General features: G+C 57.1%; 21 protein-coding genes and 1 tRNA gene. 12 read left to right on the top strand and 10 right to left on the bottom strand.

The window, feature by feature from the left end; genetic code table 11:
• Nucleotides 1–5 precede the first annotated feature (5 nt).
• Both J9777_RS07115 and yghU read right to left on the bottom strand, forming a co-directional pair.
• Nucleotides 6–80 (bottom strand) — tRNA-Gln (locus tag J9777_RS07115).
• Between the two features lie 122 nt (nt 81–202).
• Nucleotides 203–1,066 carry a glutathione-dependent disulfide-bond oxidoreductase gene (gene yghU, locus J9777_RS07110; RefSeq protein ID WP_209348031.1) on the bottom strand — a complete coding sequence of 288 codons (864 nt, stop codon included), beginning with the start codon at nt 1,064–1,066 and terminating at the stop codon, nt 203–205.
• A 396-nt stretch (nt 1,067–1,462) separates the two neighbouring features.
• Between yghU and J9777_RS07105 the strand changes: the two genes are divergently transcribed.
• The 3 genes from J9777_RS07105 to J9777_RS07095 all read left to right on the top strand — a co-directional run bounded on the left by J9777_RS07105 (nt 1,463) and on the right by J9777_RS07095 (nt 4,974).
• Nucleotides 1,463–3,535 (top strand): NAD(+) synthase, encoded by a 2,073-nt coding sequence (locus J9777_RS07105; RefSeq protein WP_245228655.1) that lies wholly within the window; start codon nt 1,463–1,465, stop codon nt 3,533–3,535.
• Nucleotides 3,536–3,604: 69 nt separating this feature from the next.
• Entirely contained in the window at nt 3,605–4,258 is a 654-nt protein-coding gene (locus tag J9777_RS07100) for a hypothetical protein (protein WP_209348030.1), read from the top strand.
• 11 nt (nt 4,259–4,269) lie between these two features.
• A complete protein-coding gene (locus tag J9777_RS07095) occupies nt 4,270–4,974 on the top strand; it encodes a hypothetical protein (RefSeq protein ID WP_245228531.1) in 705 nt (234 codons plus the stop codon).
• Nucleotides 4,975–5,020: 46 nt separating this feature from the next.
• Here J9777_RS07095 and J9777_RS07090 read toward each other — a convergent pair whose 3' ends face one another.
• The 3 genes from J9777_RS07090 to J9777_RS07080 form a co-directional block, all read right to left on the bottom strand.
• Entirely contained in the window at nt 5,021–5,416 is a 396-nt protein-coding gene (locus tag J9777_RS07090; protein WP_209348029.1) for a DoxX family protein, read from the bottom strand.
• Nucleotides 5,417–5,441: 25 nt separating this feature from the next.
• Nucleotides 5,442–6,035, bottom strand: coding sequence for an NAD(P)H-dependent oxidoreductase (locus tag J9777_RS07085; RefSeq protein WP_209348028.1), 594 nt, complete (start codon nt 6,033–6,035; stop codon nt 5,442–5,444).
• Between the two features lie 64 nt (nt 6,036–6,099).
• Nucleotides 6,100–6,807 carry a pirin family protein gene (locus J9777_RS07080; RefSeq protein ID WP_209348027.1) on the bottom strand — a complete coding sequence of 236 codons (708 nt, stop codon included), beginning with the start codon at nt 6,805–6,807 and terminating at the stop codon, nt 6,100–6,102.
• A 104-nt stretch (nt 6,808–6,911) separates the two neighbouring features.
• Between J9777_RS07080 and J9777_RS07075 the strand changes: the two genes are divergently transcribed.
• Nucleotides 6,912–7,814 (top strand): LysR family transcriptional regulator, encoded by a 903-nt coding sequence (locus J9777_RS07075; RefSeq protein ID WP_209348026.1) that lies wholly within the window; start codon nt 6,912–6,914, stop codon nt 7,812–7,814.
• A 37-nt stretch (nt 7,815–7,851) separates the two neighbouring features.
• Here J9777_RS07075 and J9777_RS07070 read toward each other — a convergent pair whose 3' ends face one another.
• The 3 genes from J9777_RS07070 to J9777_RS07060 all read right to left on the bottom strand — a co-directional run bounded on the left by J9777_RS07070 (nt 7,852) and on the right by J9777_RS07060 (nt 10,931).
• Complete coding sequence (locus J9777_RS07070; RefSeq protein ID WP_209348025.1) at nt 7,852–8,595, bottom strand: methyltransferase domain-containing protein; 744 nt, start codon at nt 8,593–8,595, stop codon at nt 7,852–7,854.
• Between the two features lie 78 nt (nt 8,596–8,673).
• Entirely contained in the window at nt 8,674–9,750 is a 1,077-nt protein-coding gene (locus J9777_RS07065) for a branched-chain amino acid aminotransferase (RefSeq protein WP_209348024.1), read from the bottom strand.
• 626 nt (nt 9,751–10,376) lie between these two features.
• Nucleotides 10,377–10,931, bottom strand: a complete 555-nt coding sequence (locus tag J9777_RS07060) for a hypothetical protein (protein ID WP_209348023.1) — start codon at nt 10,929–10,931, stop codon at nt 10,377–10,379.
• 79 nt (nt 10,932–11,010) lie between these two features.
• On the opposite strand from J9777_RS07060, the gene J9777_RS07055 reads away from it, so the two are divergent.
• The 8 genes from J9777_RS07055 to J9777_RS07020 all read left to right on the top strand — a co-directional run bounded on the left by J9777_RS07055 (nt 11,011) and on the right by J9777_RS07020 (nt 17,445).
• Nucleotides 11,011–11,763 carry a TlyA family RNA methyltransferase gene (locus J9777_RS07055; RefSeq protein WP_209348022.1) on the top strand — a complete coding sequence of 251 codons (753 nt, stop codon included), beginning with the start codon at nt 11,011–11,013 and terminating at the stop codon, nt 11,761–11,763.
• Nucleotides 11,764–11,867: 104 nt separating this feature from the next.
• On the top strand, nt 11,868–12,419 hold the full coding sequence (locus J9777_RS07050) for a TspO/MBR family protein (RefSeq protein ID WP_209348021.1): 552 nt from the start codon (nt 11,868–11,870) through the stop codon (nt 12,417–12,419).
• Between the two features lie 293 nt (nt 12,420–12,712).
• On the top strand, nt 12,713–12,961 hold the full coding sequence (locus tag J9777_RS07045; protein ID WP_209348020.1) for an accessory factor UbiK family protein: 249 nt from the start codon (nt 12,713–12,715) through the stop codon (nt 12,959–12,961).
• Nucleotides 12,962–13,073: 112 nt separating this feature from the next.
• Nucleotides 13,074–14,051 carry an agmatine deiminase family protein gene (locus tag J9777_RS07040; protein WP_209348019.1) on the top strand — a complete coding sequence of 326 codons (978 nt, stop codon included), beginning with the start codon at nt 13,074–13,076 and terminating at the stop codon, nt 14,049–14,051.
• On the top strand, nt 14,048–14,662 hold the full coding sequence (locus tag J9777_RS07035) for a recombination protein O N-terminal domain-containing protein (protein WP_209348018.1): 615 nt from the start codon (nt 14,048–14,050) through the stop codon (nt 14,660–14,662). The genes J9777_RS07040 and J9777_RS07035 overlap by 4 nt, the downstream gene beginning before the upstream one ends.
• The gene (gene leuB / locus J9777_RS07030; protein WP_209348017.1) at nt 14,659–15,717 is read left to right on the top strand and encodes a 3-isopropylmalate dehydrogenase; all 1,059 of its coding nucleotides are present in this window, start codon (nt 14,659–14,661) and stop codon (nt 15,715–15,717) included. The genes J9777_RS07035 and leuB overlap by 4 nt, the downstream gene beginning before the upstream one ends.
• On the top strand, nt 15,695–16,813 hold the full coding sequence (locus J9777_RS07025; RefSeq protein WP_209348638.1) for a glycosyltransferase family 2 protein: 1,119 nt from the start codon (nt 15,695–15,697) through the stop codon (nt 16,811–16,813). The genes leuB and J9777_RS07025 overlap by 23 nt, the downstream gene beginning before the upstream one ends.
• Nucleotides 16,813–17,445 (top strand): DUF2238 domain-containing protein, encoded by a 633-nt coding sequence (locus tag J9777_RS07020; protein WP_209348016.1) that lies wholly within the window; start codon nt 16,813–16,815, stop codon nt 17,443–17,445. Before J9777_RS07025 ends, J9777_RS07020 begins: the two co-directional genes overlap by 1 nt.
• Here J9777_RS07020 and J9777_RS07015 read toward each other — a convergent pair.
• Entirely contained in the window at nt 17,442–18,659 is a 1,218-nt protein-coding gene (locus tag J9777_RS07015) for a phospholipid carrier-dependent glycosyltransferase (protein ID WP_245228530.1), read from the bottom strand. The two genes, J9777_RS07020 and J9777_RS07015, sit on opposite strands and share 4 nt — an antisense overlap.
• Nucleotides 18,660–19,111: 452 nt before the next feature.
• On the bottom strand, nt 19,112–19,525 hold the full coding sequence (locus tag J9777_RS07010; protein WP_209348014.1) for a hypothetical protein: 414 nt from the start codon (nt 19,523–19,525) through the stop codon (nt 19,112–19,114).
• Nucleotides 19,526–19,548 lie beyond the last annotated feature (23 nt).

Genomic DNA, 19,548 nt, shown 5'->3' with positions numbered 1-19,548 from the left:
GAAAATGGCTGGGGCGGCAGGGATCGAACCTGCGAATGCCGCTACCAAAAAGCGGTGCCTTACCACTTGGCGACGCCCCAGCAGCTTATTGGGGACTAATCCCTCGACAAGCGCGCCCCATATAACGCGGTGTTTGTGGAATGGAAGGGGGGAATGACCGAAGTCTTACAACCCCTTCAACTTTTTTCCCGATTTTCGACCTTTACGCCTTGGAAAAATCATCTGCTGAGTGGCGGTTGGGCACATTGGTGCCTTCTTCGCCCCAGGTGCGATTGACCATTTTAGCGCGTTCTACGGCCGGACGACTCATGATCTCATTCGCCCAGCGTTCCACGGCTTCATATTCGTGGATGGAGAGGAACTTCTTCGCCTCGCCATAGATGTCACCGCTGACGAAGGGTGCGAGCCATGGTGCTGCGGCCATATCGGCGATCGTGTACTCATCACCGGCCAGGAATTGTGTTTCCTTCAGGCGGTTGTTGGCGACATCGAACAGCCGCTTGGTTTCCATCGCATAGCGATTGATCGGGTATTCGTATTTCTCCGGCGCATAGGCGTAGAAATGACCGAAGCCGCCGCCGATGAAAGGCGCGCTGCCGACTTGCCAGAATAGCCAGCTGAGCGTTTCGGCGCGGGCTGCCGTGTCGGTCGGCAGAAATTTGCCGAACTTTTCCGCCATATGCATCAGGATCGCACCGCTTTCGAAAACGCGGATAGGTGCGCTGCCGGAATGATCGACCCCGGAATAATCAACCATTGCCGGAATTTTCGAGTTGGGGTTGATATCGACAAAACCGCTAGTGAATTGGACGCCTTCGCCGATATTGATGATCCAAGCGTCATATTCAGCGTCTGAGTGACCCGCCTCGAGCAGTTCCTCAAAGATGATGTTGGCTTTGACACCATTGGGCGTAGCCAGCGAGTACAATTGATGCGGATGCTCACCTTTGGGCAATTCCTCTTCGCGCTGCGCGCCTGCGGTCGGGCGGTTGATTGCGGCGAAGCGGCCACCGCTCTCGCTGTCGTAAGTCCAGACTTCGGGCGGCGTGTAGGTAGGATCGGCCATACGGGAATTCCTTTTGCTTATCTCTTGCGTTGTTCGCTAGGTGGGGCGGTGCGGTTACGAGGGCAAGAAAATATCGGCTTCTAAGATTAGAAGTGATGCTTGCGTACCAGTATCCTTTTGGGATACTGCATGATTATGCATTTAGCCGGTACCAAAATTCGCGAGTGGCGAGAGGCGCATAACCCACCGCTCAATGCGGAGGAGTTTGGTGCGCGCTACGGCGAGCCAAAAGCCTGGCCCAGCCGCACCGTCTACGGCTGGGAAACCAAAGGCAAGATTGCCCGCGCAGCGGTGCAGAAGCGTCTCGCCGAACTGGGCATTTGCGCTCTTGAAGACTGGCTCGAGCCCCCTGATTCTTTGGCCCCGGAAGTTCAATCTGACACGAAAGATACTGCCATGAGCAGCCCTAAGACAAATAGCAAGCACCCCTTTTACAGCGCCCATGCTCACGGCTTTGTTCGCGTGGCGACGAGTACACCACAAGTTCGCACTGCGGATGTGTCGTTCAACCGTGATGCGATTCTGACTGAGGCGAAGCGGGCGCATGACACGCATGTCGATCTGGTGGTGTATCCCGAGCTGTGCGTGTCCTCTTATGCGATTGATGATCTGCATTTGCAGGGTGCACTGCTGGACGCAGTCGAGGCTGCGGTTGGTGATATTGTGAAGGCATCGACAAAGCTCTCGCCAGTCTTGCTGATTGGCGCGCCTGTGAGGCGGAATGGCAAGATATACAACGCGGCGTTGGTGATTGCGGGAGGCGCGCTGCTGGGTGTGATTCCAAAGAGCTTCCTCCCGAACTACCGCGAATATTACGAGAAGCGCTGGTTCGCGCATGGACGCTCGGTTCAGGGGCAGGAAATTACAGTGGCAGGTCGAACAGTTCCGTTCGGCACAGATCTGATTTTTGCCGCATCGAACATGCCAGGTTTCAAACTCAATGTCGAAATCTGTGAGGATTATTGGTCCCCCAATCCGCCGTCGACCTTGGGCGCGCTCGCGGGCGCGACGATCTTAGCCAACCTCTCCGCGTCCAATGTCACCATCGGCAAGTCGGATGAGCGGCACATGCTGGCCCGCGCGCAATCATCCCGCGCCATCGCTGCCTATGCCTATTCGGCCAGCGGGCATGGGGAAAGCACCACCGATCTCGCTTGGGATGGGCAGGGGATGATTTACGAATTCGGCGATCTGATGGCTGAAAGCGAGCGTTTCACCCTCGATGCAGAACTGAGCATTGCCGACATCGACACCGAACGCTTGCTGTCTGAGCGGATGCGCAACCAGACGTTCAACGATGCGGCAGAAGCGGAGGATTGCCCGGAAAACTGGTTCCGTACCGTCAGTTTTGAACACAAGTCGGTCGGTGGAGATATCGGTCTGCATCGCCCAATCCGCCGGTTCCCCTTCGTCCCCAACCGCGCAAACAAGCTCGACGAGGATTGCTACGAGGCGTTCAACATTCAAGTCGACGGCTTGATGCGGCGCCTGACCGCGACCAAGGCCAAGAGCATCGTGATCGGCATCTCGGGCGGGCTCGACAGCACGCATGCGTTGATCGTGGCCGCGAAGACTTGCGATCGGCTCGGGCTCGACCGCAAAATGATCAAGGGCTTCACCATGCCCGGCTTCGGCACCTCCGATCACACCAAGTCCAACGCGTGGAAGCTTATGGAAGCGATGGGAATATCGTCTAAGGAAATCGATATCGTCCCCGCCGCCACGCGGATGCTTGAGGATATCGGTCATCCGTTTGCAGACGGCGAGCCCGTTTATGATGTGACGTTTGAGAACGTGCAGGCGGGTCTGCGCACAGACTATCTGTTCCGCCTATCGGGTCAGCATAACGGCTTTGTGCTGGGAACGGGCGATCTTAGCGAGTTAGCACTGGGTTGGTGCACCTATGGTGTCGGAGACCAAATGAGCCATTACGGCGTCAACGCTGGCGTGCCTAAAACGCTGATTCAGTATTTGATCCGTTGGTCGATCCAAACCAGTCAATTCGATGCCAAGACCGATGACGTCTTACAGGCGATCCTAGATACCGAAATCTCGCCCGAATTAGTCCCGGCGGATGAGCAAGGCGGGATGCAAAGTACCGAAAGCAAGATCGGTCCTTATGAGCTGAACGACTTCTTCCTGCACCACATCATCCGCTACGGTCAGAAACCGAGCAAAGTCGCGTTCCTAGCGTATCACGCGTGGAAGGATGCGGGTCTGGGCCTATGGCCTGCGGACTTCCCCGAAGCGAAGAAGAACGAATATGATCTCGTCACCCTGCGCGGCTGGCTAGAGAAATTTCTCTGGCGCTTCTTCCAGTTCAGTCAGTTCAAACGCAGCGCTTTGCCCAATGGGCCGAAAGTGTCCGCGGGCGGTGCCTTAAGCCCACGCGGAGATTGGCGTGCACCAAGTGACGCCGTGGCCGATGTGTGGCTGGAGGAGCTTAGGCAGGGTGTGCCGGAAAACTAAGCGCCTCTTAGCAGGGCTGGAGCCGAGGCGTACGGCCTGATATACAAATGCCACGGAGGAAATAGTCACATGATTAGATCAGCCCGAAGCAGTTTACGACTGGCAATTGCCAGCCTCGCTGTTTGTGCAATGGCGGCTGCACCTGTCAGCGCGCAATTTCGCCAATTGATACCGCGCGATGTTCGCAATGTAACCAACGATGCGACTGCGAAGGATACTGGATGCGAGGCGGGCGAGAAGAAGTCCACTGCACGCAAAGTTCTCGGCGGGATTTTTGGGCGCACAGTACGCAGCAAAGCGCGCGAGACGGGCGTTTCGCGCTGGGTTCCGGTCAGTACATTCTCTGATCAGTTGACCACCGAGATCGCCTGCCGTTTGGATCCGGCAGAGCAAAAGCTCGCAGCCGAGGCAACTTTGAACGCGACAAGCAGCGTCGAAGTGATCGAAGAGGATGAGACTGACAGTGACGAGGAAGAAAACCCGGAAGAGGCGCCATTGGCACCTATGCGATCAGCCGAAGTCGGCTCTACAGCATCATGGAAATCGAGCACGCGGGATGATGTCTCGGGTACGTCAACCGTAGTCGCCAGTGAAGACGCTGACACGACTGGGCTCCAATGTATTACGGTTACAGATGTTATTATCGTGAGCGGTGAGGAAACGACGGCCAATAAGCGGATGTGCCGCCCTCCGGGCTCGCGTCGCTATTCTTTGGTTGCGTAGTGATTGCCCAAATGAAAGTTTTGCGCATTCCCACTGCACTTTTGGCGCTGGCGATGCTGACCGGTGCGGATAAGCGCGACCTAGACAATCCCACCTGCCCGGCGGAGCCCAATTGGGGGCCGGCCGAGGCTATGACACTCACGCCGAAAGATATTGACGGCAAACGGGTGTTGCTCGCCGAAGGAATGATCGATCCTTACGTCGCAGACCGCCTGCGCGATGCGATTGAAGCCGATGATTTGATCGAAGAGATCTGGATACGGTCTTCCGGTGGTGATGCCGAAGGGGGCAATGCAGCAGGCAAGGCGATCCGCTCTTACCCTGGAATGCTCACCCGTATTCCTAAAGGCTGGACGTGTTTTTCCGCCTGCAATTTCATGTTTATGGGCGGTGATCGGCGCGCGGTTGATGAAGGCGGCATCTTCATGGTTCACATGTTCACGCATACTGGGCAACGCAGCGTTATTACCCGCTCGGTGGAGAAGGGCACCGACAACACTATCGAGCTGATTGGCGAAATCGAGCAGCTCAGCGCCCTGCTGGCGAGCGAGGACAATGATTTTCTGATCCGGATGGGCGTCAGCCGCAAATTGCTGACTGAAATCATGTATCGCCAAGCGGCGACCGGCGGCGAGGGTAAGCAGCAGCAACGGTATTGCCTCAGCCAGGAAGAGTTGCGCCGCTACAACGTGGTGCCGGTCGAGAAAGCGGCTTAGCCGGAGAGCTGAACTCCCCGGCTAAACTCGCGAAAAAGATTCGGCGTTATCGGCGGTCTATTGAATAACGGCCGGGACCAAAAGCGAACACCATCAGCATACCACCGCCGATCGCGAGGTTTTTCAGGAACGCGGTCATCTCGGTCTGGACGCTGAAATCATTGTGAAAGAGCACTGCAGTCGCAATGCAGAACAACGCAAGAGCGAGGCCTGCCCAGCGGGCCTTGAAACCGACAATAATCGCCAATCCGCCAAGAATCTCTACCGCAACCGTTCCTGCATAAACGACCTGTGCCAAAGGCAATCCCGCTGACTCGATATAGCCGATAGTGCCTTCCGCACCTATCAGTTTGTTGATGCCAGCCAGCACAAACAAAGTGCCGAGCAGGATCCGCGCGATGAGGACGGAGGCGTCGCGTGAAGCGGGGTCTGTATCTGTCATGATGTTTCTCCGGTTACCGCCGCGCTCAAGCAGCGAGCTTTGTTACTGTGTCATTCGCTGCGGCGATTTTTGCTTCGCCATCGTCGCCCATAATTCCGTCTGCGGCAATTACCTCTACATCATGGATGCCCAGAAAACCGAGGAAGAATGTGAGCCACGGGGTCATGAAATCCATGTCGCTCTGCGCTGGCGTTCCGCCTGATGCGACTGCGATATAGGCCTTCTTGCCTTCGAGCAGCCCCTTCGGACCGTCGGGCGTGTAGGCAAATGTAGTGCCAGCGCGAGCGACCAGATCGGCCCATGCTTTGACGCTGGCGGGGACCGAGAAGTTGTAGATCGGTACACCGAAGACAATCGTGTCTGCGGTTTCGAGTTCATCGATCAACTCATCTGCAATCGCGGCGAGTTCCTGTTGTTCGCCTGTCCGCTCTGCATGGGGTGCAAGATTCGCGGTGAAACGATCTGCATCGATAAACGGCAGGTCGTCGGTGCTGAGGTCGCGCTCTACGACAGTCGCGCCCGATTTCGATGCGAGGCCTTGTGCAAGCGTGTTGCTCAAATTGCGCGATACGGATTCGTTGCCGCGGATGCTGGCAGAAATGTGGAGGATATTGGGCATAGGTAATTCTTTCGAAATAATGTGGCCCTGCTCCCGGGAGGGGAGGAGCAGGGCCGAGGGTTGATCAGGCAGCATCAACGAGGACGAGTTCGCTGTCCTCGAGCGCTGTGATGGTCACGCTGTCCATTCCGGTGATGGCGACACCGTCGCGGGCATTGGCCTCTACATGGCCCCCTGCATCGGAAATTTGAATATTGCCGGTCGCAGGAACGAGATAGAGATGGCGGTCGACCGAAGTGTCATACGTCACGCTCTCGCCAGCTTTTATGGTTGCACCAAGAACACGAGCATTCGCGCGGATCGGCAATGCATCATCATTCGCTGCACCCGATGCCAATGGCACGAATTGACCGGCGCGATTACCTTTGGGAAACTTGGCCGCTCCCCAGCTTGGTTCACCACCGCGCTCGTCGGGAATGATCCAGATCTGGAACAAGGTGGTGTCCTTGTCCTCACGGTTATATTCCGAATGGCGAACGCCGGTTCCGGCGCTCATCACCTGAACATCGCCCGCTTCGGTACGACCTTCATTGCCCATACTATCCGTATGGGTGATCGCGCCTTCGCGGACATAGGTGATGATTTCCATGTCCTCATGGGGGTGCGTCGGAAAGCCGGTGCCGGCCTGAATGATGTCATCATTCCAAACGCGCAGGCTGCCCCAATTGACGCGTGATGCATCGTGGTAGCTGGCGAAAGAGAAGTGGTGACGTGCATCGAGCCAACCGTGATTGGCGGAACCAAGGGTTTCGAATTTACGTAGTTCAATCATGGGAAATCTCCGTGATCTGTGTTTCTGTTGAGACGGAGATAGGGCTTGTTTTAAATTCGGATAAGTGAGATAAAATCCCTCATAATGTTCGGATATTTAGAACAATGAGAATTGGCGAACCCACTCTCGATCAATTGCGCATCTTCCTCGCGGTCGAGGAGGAAGGCAGCTTCGGCGGCGCGGCGCGGCGCATGGGTCGGGCAATCTCGGCCATTAGCTATGGCGTCTCGCAAATGGAGGCGCAGCTTGGCGTCACGCTGTTCGCCCGCGAAGGATCGCGCAAACCGCAATTGACCGAGGCGGGCAAAGGCCTGTTGGCAGAAGCGCGCGCGGTGACGGGCGAGGTTGATGCGTTGCTCGCCAAAACGCGCAGCTTGCATTCAGGGCTGGAAAGCGATGTGTCGATGGTACTCGATGTTATGGTGCCGGGTGAGGTGACCGCGGCGGTCCTGCGCGATTTCCGCACGATGTTTCCGACAGTCGCACTCCGTTTGAATGTAGAGGCGCTGGGTGCTGTGGCGGCTTGCCTTCTGAGCGAAGAAGCAGGTTTGGCGGTGGCGGGCCCCGTGGTTGGCAATCATCCCGAATTGGACAGGCAGGCCATCGGACAGGTTGAACTGATACCTGTGGCCGCTCCCGATCACCCCTTGGCGGCAAATGGCATTGCGGCGGGCGCAAGCCGAAAGTACCTACAATTGGTACTCTCCGACCGCTCCCCGCTGACCGAGGGCCGCGAATTCTCCGTTCTCAGCCCGCAAAGCTGGCGCTTGGCTGATCTGGGCGCAAAGCACTCGCTGCTGAAAGAGGGGATCGGCTGGGGCAATATGCCGCGCCATATGGTCGCTGACGATCTAGAGAGCGGCGCGCTGGTTGAACTCGATCTGCCCGAGAAGCCGGGCGATGCCTACGCACTCAGCGCGATGTGGCGGCGCGATATCAAGCCGGGCCCGGCGACGAGTTGGCTGATCGATGCGATTAGGGACAAATTGGGGGAGTGCGGCAACTAGCTGTAATTAGATACCAATTGAGCAGATCGTCGGCGGATTAGGCTGGCTTGTGAGCAATGGCGAGGAACGCCATGTCGTATAATATCGGGCTTTCCAGTACTTGCCGTTCCCGCGGCATATCGGATATCAATTCATCAATGTCTGTTTCCGGAATACCGGCAGCAATCAGTCTGGGCTTCATTATCGACACTAGCGGTGCGAAGTCCGATTCTGGCCGGCTATCCAGCACAATCGCCTCGGCCCATAGCTCTTGCATAGTTAGCCCGCTCGCTTGCAGCATTGCCGCTAGCTTGAAGCCGATCGACGTATCGGCACCCTCGCCCTCAACGGCATCCCATATCCAGCGATGGGCCTTTTCATGCATGGGAATGGGTTGCCCGGCGATTGGCATGCCGAGGCGCGATTGTTCCTGAATTGCGATGAACCCTTCCGGTTCTAGCAGGCTCGCAAGCCGAGTGAGTGTGGCCTGCGCGTCGGGCAGATACATCAGCACTCTCCGGCATGAAATTGCATCGAATGTTTCATCGAGGGTTTCGGTATTGAGATCCAGCTTCCGATACTCGACTGGTGCCGCACCATCTTCTGCCGGGTGACTCCGGGCTTGTTCTAACGCTGTGTCTTGCAGGTCAATGCCGAGAACGTGGCCATGAGGTCCGACGAGTTTAGCAATCTCTCGCGCCAAAAGCCCATTGCCGCATCCGATATCAAGGACACGCATTCCCAGCGAAAACCCCGCTTCCGCAAGTAGGCGAGCAGTCGGGCGGTTGTTCGGATTGTTCAAGTCAGCACTCCATTCATGATACAGCGTATCATACTAGAGGAGTGTCGTCAGCTTAGGAATGCGATTGTGCTGGTGTTGTCACAACCGCATCACCCAATCATGCGTATCGTCCATGCTCCCACGCTGGATACCAACTAGCTTCTCGCGCAGCTTGCTCGTCAGTTGCCCCGGACCGCCGCTGCCGATCGTGAAGTCGACATCATTGCCTGTTACATGTCCGACTGGAGTAACAACCGCTGCCGTTCCGCAGGCCATAGTCTCCAGCAGTTTACCGCTCTCCGCATCGGCTTTCCATTGGTCGATGCTGTAAAGTTCTTCACGGACAGTCAGGCCTTCTTCGCGAAGTAGCTGAATCAAACTGTTGCGCGTGATGCCGGGCAGGATTGTGCCAGTCAGCGGAGGTGTGATGACGGTGCCGTCTTCCATCACGAAGAACAGGTTCATCCCGCCCAATTCCTCGATCCATTTGCGCTCGATGGCATCGAGGAACACCACTTGATCGCAGCCCTTTTCGATAGCTTCAGCTTGCGGGACTAGGCTGGCCGCGTAATTGCCGCCGGTTTTTGCCGCGCCAGTGCCGCCCTTGGCTGCGCGGACATAGTCCTTTGCGACCCAGATTTTCACTGCGGGGACACCCGATTTGAAATAGTTGCCTGCCGGACTTGCGATGACTATGAACTTGTATTCCTTCGCTGGACGCACACCGAGGAATGCCTCGCTCGCGAACATAAAGGGTCGCAAATATAGCGCGCCGCCATCGACACTTGGGAACCAGTCGCGGTCCACCGCCACCAACTGGCGAACGGCTTCGATAAACAATTCTTCGGGAATGCGGGGCATGGCCATGCGGTCCGCGCTGTCATTGAAGCGGCGCGCGTTTTCCTCCGGACGGAACAGTGCAACGCCGCCATCTTCTTGGCGATAGGCCTTCATGCCTTCGAAGATTTCTTGCGCATAATGCAGCACCGATGCAGCCGGGTCGAGGCTCAGCGCTTCGCGTGGACCAACTGTGGCATTGTGCCAGCCTTGTCCCTCCACATAGTCGATCACCACCATGTGATCGGAGAACAGCTTTCCGAAGCCGGGATCAACAAGCGCCGCATCGCGTGCATCGGCAGCGGTCGGCGAGGGGTGGGGGATACTCTTGAATTCCATGTGCGCCGGATAATGGGAGGGGCGTTGCAGGGCAAGGGGGAGAGTCTTTTGTTTAACCCTCAGTCGCCGGGCGCGAGCCATCCGGCTCGCTTGGCTACTTCGCAGAAGCTCGGGCGCGCGGTCGCGCTTGCGGTCAGCTAGTCGCTGACCGAGCCATTCCTAGCCATCAGAATTTGTTCTGAACCTTGGTCACGGCAGTCAAAGGGCCGACCGGCCCGCCCGCAGCGAAGTGACCGTCAGGGAACGAAAGCGAGGAAAGCCAAGGCTGCGGATGCAGCCGCCGGCGCTTGAGGCCAAACAAAAGTGAAAGGCGGCCCTCGCCCGTAGGAGGTACCGCCTTTCGCATGGTCAACGGCCAGAAGTGCCGTCCACGAAAACTCTATGTGGCGTTAGCCCAGAGCACTTCCCGTGTGGAACTTAACCGACCCCTTAATTGAACCATGAGACATCGGATCACCTCCTTTCGCGCTTGAAAGCCAGAACCTGCCGTTCACCGGAAGGTCCAAGACCTGCGTGTGCCGCTGATCTTGACTACCTTTGTGAGTCGTTTTGACCCGCAACACAAGGCTTGATTTTATCTTTTTCCACGTCACAATTGCGCGCTCCAAAAAGCGGCGTTAATGCAGCTACCGGCAATCTTCGATCACGCGCGTAATTTCCGGCCATGCTGGCAGATAGAGCGTGTCCATTCCCGCGGTTTCAACCGCAAAACGGCCGCGACTGAGGGCCATGGCATCGAGAAGCCGGTCATTTGCAGAAAGCGTGGCGATCAGCATAGGGCGTCCATCGGCGGAAGGGGCTGCATCAAGCAAGCGCTGCGCAGTTTCGGTGCGTATCCGCATAGGCACAGTCCCCGATGCGCGCGCACCGCGAACGAGGCGAATGTTGCGCGATGATTTGGAGCATTCCACACCAAACCGCGCCGCGCTGCCGGCTGTGCCGAAGGTGGCGTAGCTAAGGCTAGTGTCATCGCGATAGGTCCAATCACCGGCAGTCTGCGGTGCATCAGGCCAGTTCTCATATTCCGGCTCACCCAGAACCGGAGCTGGCGTGGGAGTAGGAGTTGGCGTTGGTGTCGGCGCGGGCACCTGAATAACCGGTGGCGGTACAGGATCGGGTGCTGACTTGCAGCAGGTCACAGCGAGCAGTGGCAGGGTACAAATGGCAAGGCGTCGTTTCACGGGGGCTCCAACGGGATAGCAGTTTCTTATCGTTACAATGCGCGCTAACGCTTCTCAGGTCCAAACCAAAATGGAATTTATGCCAAAGAAAAGACGCCTTGATCAGATGCTTGTCGAGCGAGGACTGGTCGAGAGCCGGACACGTGCGCAGGCGCTAGTGATGGCGGGGCTGGTGTTCTCCGGCGAAACCAAAATGGCAAAATCGGGCCAGCAATTATCCGAAGATGCGCCATTGGAAGTGCGCGGGCGTGACCATCCATGGGTCAGCCGTGGCGGTATCAAACTGGCGCATGCAATCGGGCATTTTGGCCTCGACCCGAGCGGTGTGACGGCGATGGATGTCGGCAGTTCGACCGGTGGGTTCACCGATGTGCTGCTGCAAGGCGGCGCGACACACGTGATCGCGGTGGATAGCGGGACAAATCAGCTCGCTTGGAAACTGCGCGATGATGATCGGGTGACGGTACTTGAACAGACCAGCGCGCGCATCCTGACGGCGGGTATGATCACACATCCCTTTAGTTGGGTAGTGTGCGACGCGTCCTTCATAGGCTTGAGCAAAGTCCTCGAAGTGCCGCTGAAGCTTGCCCAGCCAGACTGCCGACTGGTTGCTCTCATCAAACCGCAATTTGAAGTGCGCCGCGAGGAAGTTGGTAAGGGCGGCGTTGTTCGAGATGAGGCACTGCATCAACGCGTTTGCGACGAGGTCCGTGAGTGGCTGGAAGGCGAAGCTTGGGAAGTCGAAGGGATCGTTCGCAGTCCAATCACTGGACCCGAAGGCAATGTCGAGTTCCTGATATCGGCTCAACGCGGGCAAGTCCGCGGCGGTTAGGCTTCCCAGCACGGCACAATCTGGATCACCCCATTGCAGCACGCGGCATCCCCCGCCAAAGTCCTGCATTGAATCGTATTTGGCGAATCACCTTTGGAGACTCCATGAACGTTCTCGCTTCTCAAGGTCAGCTTCGTGCCAGCTTCTTCCGCTGGGCGTTGTTTACTGTACCTGCCTGCTTGCTCGTAGGCTTCTTGGCAGAGCAATTTGGCGGTGGATCGAACAGCCTGTGGTTTCAAAGTCTGATCAAACCGGACATCTTCCCTGAGCCAAAGTGGTTCGGGATCGTGTGGACAATTCTCTACGTAATGCTGGGCCTATCAGTCGCGTTGATCTGCGCTGCGTGGGGAGCGCGCGGACGAGTGGCGGCATTGATCGTATTTGTCCTGCATTTTCTGCTGGCGCAGTCGTGGACGCTGGTTTTCTTCGGCAATTACCAGATGACGCTCGGCCTCTACGTGCTGGGCGCTTCGGTCATCACGGCAGTGATAGTGATTGGCCTGTTTTGGCGCGTGCGACAATTGGCGGCGCTGTTGCTGCTGCCTTATCTGGCGTGGCTGTGCTTCGCGACGCTGCTGAATTATGAATTTTTGAAGCTCAATCCCGATGCCGATGGCGTTGACCAAACGCAAGCTGTGCAGCGGATCGAGATTTAGTTTTTTTGTTTTGGCCCTGCGGGCGCGAGGCATCCGCCTCGCTTGCTACCTCGCATAAGCTCGGGCGCGCAGTCGCGCTTGCGGTTTCCTAGTCAGAAACCGGACCATTCCCGGCCTCTCAGGGCACTCCCGGTTCCCGGTCGCGCTGCCATAGGGCTACGTGGCCAGCCCGCAGCGTAGCGACCGATAAGGAGCGAAAGCGAGGATAGCCAAGTGAACGGATGTGAGCGCCGGCGCCTGAGGCTAAACAAAAGACTCTGGACATTGCCGCCTGCGAAACCCAAATAGCGATCATGCAAAGCCAGAACCCTATCATCTCCGACTTCGTCAAAATCGCTAACAGTGCCGCAGGTACCTTTGCGGGTATGACCCGCGAAGCGCGCGAGAGTGCGCGTGAACGTGTCAAAGAAGCAATGGGCGGGATGGATTTTGTAAGCCGTGAGGAATTCGACGCGGTCAAAGATATGGCTGCTAAGGCACGTGAAGAGAACGAAAAGCTCTCTGAACGCCTGGCCGAACTTGAAGCCAAGCTGGCCAAGTAATTTGAAGCGGGTGGGTCCGCTTCGTTTCCCAACCAAAGTCGCTTTCTCGCTGCTTGCGAGCGGCCTTTTGGTTGCGTGCAGTGCAAGCGAAGCTCAGCAACCGGAAGAAACTATGAACAGCGAGAAGGAACTGATCGTTCTTGCCGGGCCGCCTTCGGTCGACGATTACTACAGTGATATCAAAGACGAGTTGCGCGATTTCCACATCGCCTACGCCAAGCAGGTGGCAGAACGTGATGATGTTCTGGTGCTCGTCGCGGAGCAGGATCGCGCCGCCTATGCCGATGCATTGGGCGAAGAGCACGTTGTTATCGCCCCGCAGTTGGATATCTGGATGCGCGATTTCACGCTGTCGAGTGCGACCTCTCCAATGATGTTTCGCTACACTGCAGCGGGCCAAGGTGGCGGGCGTAACGGGCAAAAAACTGCCGATGAAGTGCAAGAGGACTTTGCCGAGTTGATCGAGGAAGCCGGCGTCAAATTTGCCGAGAGTGATTGGCTCAATGATGGCGGAAACTTCGTCGATGACTACGCTGGGCGTGTGGTGGTTAGCCGCAAATTCCTTGCCGACAATAACGCCACCGAGAAGCAGGCACGCGAATATCTGACCAGCTTGCCCAATGTCGATCACGTTGCCTTTATCGACGCTGATGAACAGGGCGGTCTTGAGCATGCCGATGGCGTCGTTGCGTTCGTTGAGCCCAATGTGTTGGTGATCAATTCTTACACTGAAGACCCAGCCTATGCGGAAAAGCTAAAGGCCGATTTGCGCGCTGGATTGCCCGACGTCACGATCCACGAAATCACTACGCCTTATGACGGGTCGACAATCTATGATGAACGGTTCGGCTCGGCCTGCGGTCTTTACACCAATATGCTGGTAACGCCGGAGCGAATATACTTCCCGCAATTCGGCATTCCCGAGGATGCTGAGGCGCTTGCATCAATGCGCGAATGGACATCGAAAGAGATTATTCCCGTGCAATCGGGCGGCATCTGCCAGATGGGCGGCGGCGTGCGGTGCATGTCTTGGCAAGTACGCGGCGAGACCGCCAAGCGGATGCTGGAATGGGCGCTTGCGCAGCAATGAATCTCCGCGCACCAGCAATCCTTGTTTCCGCCCGTCCACACGGCGAAACCGCTGTGATTGCACGGATGCTGACCGAGCGGGAAGGCCTTGTCGCGGGCTATGTCGCAGGTGGGCGTGGGCGGCAACTGCGCCCGGTGGTTATTCCGGGCAATCTGGTTGAGGTCGATCTGCGGTCGAAGTCGGACAATCAATTGCCTTTTGCGAAAGTTGAATTGCTCGAAAGCCGTGGCCCTTGGCTGAGCGAGCCGCTTCCTGCGGCAGCGATCAGCTGGGTAACCGCGTTGACCGCATCGGTGCTTCCTGAACGCAACGCCTATCCCAGTCTCTATCCGGCGCTGAAGGCGGTGCTCGATGCAATATGTGGAGCGCCGTCTGCGCGCGGCTGGTTGGCGGGTCTCGTGAGCTACGAGACTCTGATGCTGCGCGAGCTGGGGTACGGTGGGGGTCCTCCCCCCGAGTTCGCCGGTTTCGCAGAGGCGCTTACCGCGTTTGATCGATTGTTTACGCCGATAGAGAAACACTTGCTTGCTGGCACTTATGGCGATGTTATGTCCGCCCGAACGCTCCTTCGCGAGCGATTGGCGAAGATCAACGGACAAATAGATACATGAAAATTGCGGTGTTCCCTGGCGACGGAATTGGTGCGGAAGTCACGCGTGAAGCAGTACGTGTGTTGGAAGCGCTCGACCTGTCCGGACTGACCTTGTTTGAGGGTGATGTTGGAGCGATAGCCTATAAGCGTCACGGCCATCCGCTGCCTGCGGAAACGCTCGATATGGCGAAGGCTTGTGATGCGGTGCTGTTTGGTGCGGTTGGCGATCCATCCTGCGACAATTTGGAACGGCGCTTGCGGCCCGAGCAAGCTGTTTTGGGTCTGCGATCCGAGCTAGGCCTGTTCGCCAATTTACGTCCCGCAACAGTGTTTCGGGGTCTCGAAGACATGTCGGGTCTGAAACCTGAACTCGCGCGAACAATCGATATGCTGATCGTCCGCGAGCTGAACGGTGATGTCTATTTTGGCGATAAGGGCATGCGTACCACGGATGATGGTCAGCGCGAGGGGTGGGACATGATGTCCTATTCCGAGAGCGAAGTGCGCCGCATTGCGCATGCCGGCTTCCGAGCAGCGCAGAAGCGTGGTTCGCGTCTGTGCAGCGTGGACAAGGCTAATGTCCTCGAGACCAGCCAGCTGTGGCGCGATGTAGTGGTTGAGGTAGCCTCGGAGTATTCCGATGTAGAGTTGACGCATATGTATGTAGACAACGCCGCGATGCAGATGGTCAAAGATCCAAGCCAGTTCGATGTCGTGCTGGCCGGCAATCTGTTTGGCGATATCCTGTCCGATCTCGCTAGCATGTGCGTCGGCTCGATCGGCTTACTGGCAAGCGCATCGCTCGGTGAGAGGCAAACCGAGTTCGGCACCTTCGGCCTCTATGAACCGATCCATGGCAGTGCGCCGGATATTGCAGGGCAAGGATTGGCTAACCCAATGGCAACGATCCTGTCGGTTGCGATGATGCTGCGGCATTCGTTTGGACTAGAAGAGCAGGCCGCGCGCGTTGAGGCAGCCGTATCGAAGGCACTCGCTGATGGTATTCGCGGCGGTGATCTGGGTGGTGATCTGGGCACGGCGGCGATTGGCGATGCAGTGTTGGAGCGTTTATAATCCGGTGACTCTCCAGCTTGCGATCATCCTCCCAACGTTGAATGAGCGAGGCAATCTGGCACCGTTGGTGGCACGGATTGAGGAGGCGTTGGGTCCCGATGGCTGGGAAGCGATTGTTGTCGATGACAACAGTGATGATGGCACTGCTGATGAGGCGCGAAGTCTGGCGCAGAATGACCCGCGCATCCGCGTAATCCAGCGGATCGGAAGACGCGGTTTAGCCTCCGCCGCGATCGAGGGAATGTGCGCGACAGCTGCCCCTTATGTGGCTCTGATGGACGCCGATCATCAGCATGATCCGGCTTTGCTACCAAAGCTGCTGGAGGCGGTGCAAAGCGGCGAAGCGGATATAGTCATAGCTTCCCGTTTTGCTGAAGGGGCGAGTGCAGATGGACTCGCGAGCTTGCGGCGCGAGCGCGGCTCGACATTAGCCAATCGTATCGCGCGCAAGATCACTGGCGTCGAACTCAGCGATCCGATGAGCGGATATTTCCTGCTTGAGACTGAGCGGGTTCGCGACCTTGCCCCAAAGCTGTCGGGTATCGGTTTCAAGATCCTGCTCGACATTCTGGCGACATCATCGCCAGCACCGCGCGTGAAGGAAATCCCGCAGCAATTTGCCGAGCGTCGGAGCGGGCAAAGCAAGCTTGATCGCGCGGTGATCTTTGAATTTCTCGTCGGCCTCTACGAGCGCCTTTTCGGACGACTGATCCCGACGCGGTTTGCTTTGTTTGGAACGGTTGGCGCGCTGGGTGTGTTGGTCCACTTCGCAATATTCGGCGCGGCGTTTTACGGGGCAATGATTGCGTTTGCGGTTGCCCAGGCCACCGCCACTTTCGTCGCCATGAGTTTCAACTTCTGGCTCAATAATTGGCTTACCTATCGCGACAAGCGGCTCAGAGGTGCAGGCGCAATCCTGAAGGGGTGGCTGGGTTTCTGCGCGACTTGTGCAGTCGGTGCTTTCGCCAATATCGCGGTAGCTACATTGCTTGAAGCGCGCGGCGTTCACGCAATCCTAGCGGTCGGGGCGGGGATCATCATCGGGTCGGTCTGGAATTACGCATTGTCTAGCCGATTCGTCTGGGGCCGGTTCTGATGCTCACAAAGCTGCCACGGTTTCAGCTTCAAGTGATCATTGGCGTTGGACTGTTTGTGCTGCTTTGCCTGATCGGCACGCCCTATCCGCATACTGCACCGTTACAGAGCGGACCGACGCTGGTCTTTTTGGGTGCGCTGGCTTGGGCGCTTAACAAATGGTCGATGCCGAACAGCGCAGTGCTCTGCATCGGTGCATTCTTGGTCCTGCACACAATCGGTGCGCGCTACATCTACAGCTACGTTCCGTATGATGCTTGGCTCGCGGGAATAGGGCTACCCGAACTGAGTGATATATTCGGCTGGGAACGGAACCATTACGACCGGCTGGTCCATTTCAGCTTCGGTGCGTTGCTGGTTCATCCGCTTTCGCAGGCGCTGGTGCGACATTGGTCGGTCTCACCCGGTCGGGCGCTTTATGTCGCGGTTGAGTTCATCATTGCCGCGAGCGCGATGTATGAGATTTTCGAATGGTTGCTGACGCTGACTTTGGCTCCGGGACAGGCAGACGCATATAATGGCCAGCAAGGCGATATGTGGGACGCGCAGAAGGATATGGCGCTTGCGACTGCCGGTGCGGTTGTGGCGGCGCTGTTCGAGTATTTCCGGTTCCGGAAAAGGCCTTCGTCCTAGCGCCAGCTATCCAGCCAAGTCCAAACGAGGAATGATTGCGGCCCATTGAGCTTCGCCGCGCTGAGGATTGGATAGAACCAACCGAACAGTGCGAGACTGCCGCTAAGCACCACTACCGCCACCCATTTAACACCGCGCTTCCAGAACTCGTCGAGCGCCAGCGCCAGCGCGGCGAGCAGAAAGATGCTCGGCAGGAAATAGTGGTAGTAAAATTGGATTGGCTTGTCGGCGAACAACCACATGCCGAGGCTAACAACATACATCGCAGCAACAGCCAAAGCGTCCCATCGCTTGCGAGTGACGCCAACAAACGCGCACCAAGCGAGCGCAGGCAAGCCGAGTACCATCGTCAGAGGATTGCCGATCAGCAAAACCCCGCGCTGCGCCCCGTCTATTGGTTCGTACAAATACCAGATCGCGCGCAGATTCAGCATCCAGTCGGGCCAATTACTCTGGTAGGGATGCGGTTGCTTGACCGAGCTTTGCAGATCGAGAATGGTCTGGTGCAAGGCAATAAATCCGCCCCATTCTAACGGTCGTTCCGCGGCGAAATATGCTGGTAAAAACGTCAACCAGTAAACCGCTAACGGCACCACTCCCAACCACAGAAACGCCTCCAGCAATGAGATGCCCGGTATCGGAATGCCTCTCTGGCTGGTTAGCAACCGCCTGCGTCCAGCCGTCAAACGGCACGCGAAGAACACTATTCCGGGCAGCATCGCGAGGATGGCGACATTCCATTTCGACCCCATTGCTAAGCCAAGAGCCACGCCCGTGGTTGCCAACCGCCAACGGCCCGTTTCGGGCTGTCTGATCGCGGCCGCAAATTGCCAAATGGCAACCGCAAAGAACGCCGCCATAAACACATCCAACATGGCGATCCGTGCATGGATAAAAAGCATGAAGCCTGTCGCCATCAAGATGCCGAAAGCGATGCTGGCGAAGCGTGATTGGCTCGCGAACCACAGCGCCCGCATCAACGCAAACAGGGCGAGTGTGCCGAACAGAGCGGGGAAAATCCGCCAGCCCAACGGTGTATCACCAAACAGGGCAATTCCGGCTGCCAGGATGATCTTGCCAAACAGCGGATGTTCGCGATTGAGCCATTCGCCACTCATCAGCAACTCGCGCGCTGCCGGAAGATAATGCACTTCATCGAAATAGGGTGCTGTAGGGATCGTCAAACGGATCAGGCACAGTGCAAAGAACGCCAAGCTAATGATCCAAGTCCAAACTCTTGGATCATCTCGATTTTCGGGAGCTTGGGCCATCTGTGCTTGGTTAATCGCGCTTTCGATTCACGGCAAGCGCGTTCAGAATTCGTAATTTGGTAATCCTTTTGGTCTGAAAATCATGCCGCATTTGTGCTATAAGTTTCGTCATAACACAGCAAAATGCAGGGAGAGAGAACAGGCATCCCGCCATCACGGGTCGCCCCAAAAAGGGAATCTATCGTGATCAAGTCTCTGTTATGTCTGGCCTCTGGCCACCGAATAAACCGGCACCGCGTCTGGCATGATGGCCAGAATTTCCGGAGCAAATGCGAACATTGCCGGACGCCAATGATTCGCGTTCGCGGCACTTGGCGCCGCTTTGATGTTGAAAATGACGTCAGCGAAGACCGGCAACCTCACCCGTATACGGGCAAGGCTGCCTGATCTTATGGTTAATTTGAGGTGGCTTTTTCGGTCCGATCCTCTGCGGTGGATTGCTCAAGCCAGAACAGCCGCGCAACCATCGCCATCAGCCCGATACTGGCGGTAGAGCCGACGAACAGCACCCATAGCGGTACGTTCATGCCCATCTGACGCGCGCGGGGCACTACAAACAGCAGCGCAATACCCACCGACATCAGCAGGTCATACCAAACCTGTACGCCCCACAGATTGGTCGTGTGATTGGTGATCACGGGCATCACCCCGTCCGCCCATATCGTTACCGCTGTGAATGCAGCGAAGCCAGCCGATAGCGCAGCGGCGATCAGCGCACTTTCTTTTAGCTTAGCGGCAAGTGCGAGATAGGCGATGATCGGTACAACAGCGATAGCGCCAGCGAGAGCGAGGATTTCGAAAACGGTCATAATTGCGACTCCGAGTCGTATGT

Origin of the sequence: Pontixanthobacter sp. CEM42 (genome assembly GCF_017812015.1) — a bacterium.
GTDB lineage: Bacteria > Pseudomonadota > Alphaproteobacteria > Sphingomonadales > Sphingomonadaceae > Pontixanthobacter.
The sequence above is the reverse complement of the archived record's forward strand: the minus strand, read 5'-3'. Positions and strand labels throughout refer to the sequence as shown.

What these genes read in the sequence shown, in the direction of transcription:
- J9777_RS07075 (WP_209348026.1), top strand. Translation starts at nt 6,912, where the DNA reads ATGAGAATTGGCGAACCCACTCTCGATCAATTGCGCATCTTCCTCGCG.
- J9777_RS07010 (WP_209348014.1), bottom strand. Translation starts at nt 19,525, where the DNA reads ATGACCGTTTTCGAAATCCTCGCTCTCGCTGGCGCTATCGCTGTTGTA.
- leuB (WP_209348017.1), top strand. Translation starts at nt 14,659, where the DNA reads ATGAAAATTGCGGTGTTCCCTGGCGACGGAATTGGTGCGGAAGTCACG.
- J9777_RS07080 (WP_209348027.1), bottom strand. Translation starts at nt 6,807, where the DNA reads ATGATTGAACTACGTAAATTCGAAACCCTTGGTTCCGCCAATCACGGT.
- yghU (WP_209348031.1), bottom strand. Translation starts at nt 1,066, where the DNA reads ATGGCCGATCCTACCTACACGCCGCCCGAAGTCTGGACTTACGACAGC.
- J9777_RS07090 (WP_209348029.1), bottom strand. Translation starts at nt 5,416, where the DNA reads ATGACAGATACAGACCCCGCTTCACGCGACGCCTCCGTCCTCATCGCG.
- J9777_RS07035 (WP_209348018.1), top strand. Translation starts at nt 14,048, where the DNA reads ATGAATCTCCGCGCACCAGCAATCCTTGTTTCCGCCCGTCCACACGGC.
- J9777_RS07065 (WP_209348024.1), bottom strand. Translation starts at nt 9,750, where the DNA reads ATGGAATTCAAGAGTATCCCCCACCCCTCGCCGACCGCTGCCGATGCA.
- J9777_RS07100 (WP_209348030.1), top strand. Translation starts at nt 3,605, where the DNA reads ATGATTAGATCAGCCCGAAGCAGTTTACGACTGGCAATTGCCAGCCTC.
- J9777_RS07085 (WP_209348028.1), bottom strand. Translation starts at nt 6,035, where the DNA reads ATGCCCAATATCCTCCACATTTCTGCCAGCATCCGCGGCAACGAATCC.
- J9777_RS07050 (WP_209348021.1), top strand. Translation starts at nt 11,868, where the DNA reads ATGAACGTTCTCGCTTCTCAAGGTCAGCTTCGTGCCAGCTTCTTCCGC.
- J9777_RS07040 (WP_209348019.1), top strand. Translation starts at nt 13,074, where the DNA reads ATGAACAGCGAGAAGGAACTGATCGTTCTTGCCGGGCCGCCTTCGGTC.
- J9777_RS07105 (WP_245228655.1), top strand. Translation starts at nt 1,463, where the DNA reads ATGAGCAGCCCTAAGACAAATAGCAAGCACCCCTTTTACAGCGCCCAT.
- J9777_RS07095 (WP_245228531.1), top strand. Translation starts at nt 4,270, where the DNA reads ATGAAAGTTTTGCGCATTCCCACTGCACTTTTGGCGCTGGCGATGCTG.
- J9777_RS07025 (WP_209348638.1), top strand. Translation starts at nt 15,695, where the DNA reads ATGCAGTGTTGGAGCGTTTATAATCCGGTGACTCTCCAGCTTGCGATC.
- J9777_RS07020 (WP_209348016.1), top strand. Translation starts at nt 16,813, where the DNA reads ATGCTCACAAAGCTGCCACGGTTTCAGCTTCAAGTGATCATTGGCGTT.
- J9777_RS07055 (WP_209348022.1), top strand. Translation starts at nt 11,011, where the DNA reads ATGCCAAAGAAAAGACGCCTTGATCAGATGCTTGTCGAGCGAGGACTG.
- J9777_RS07045 (WP_209348020.1), top strand. Translation starts at nt 12,713, where the DNA reads ATGCAAAGCCAGAACCCTATCATCTCCGACTTCGTCAAAATCGCTAAC.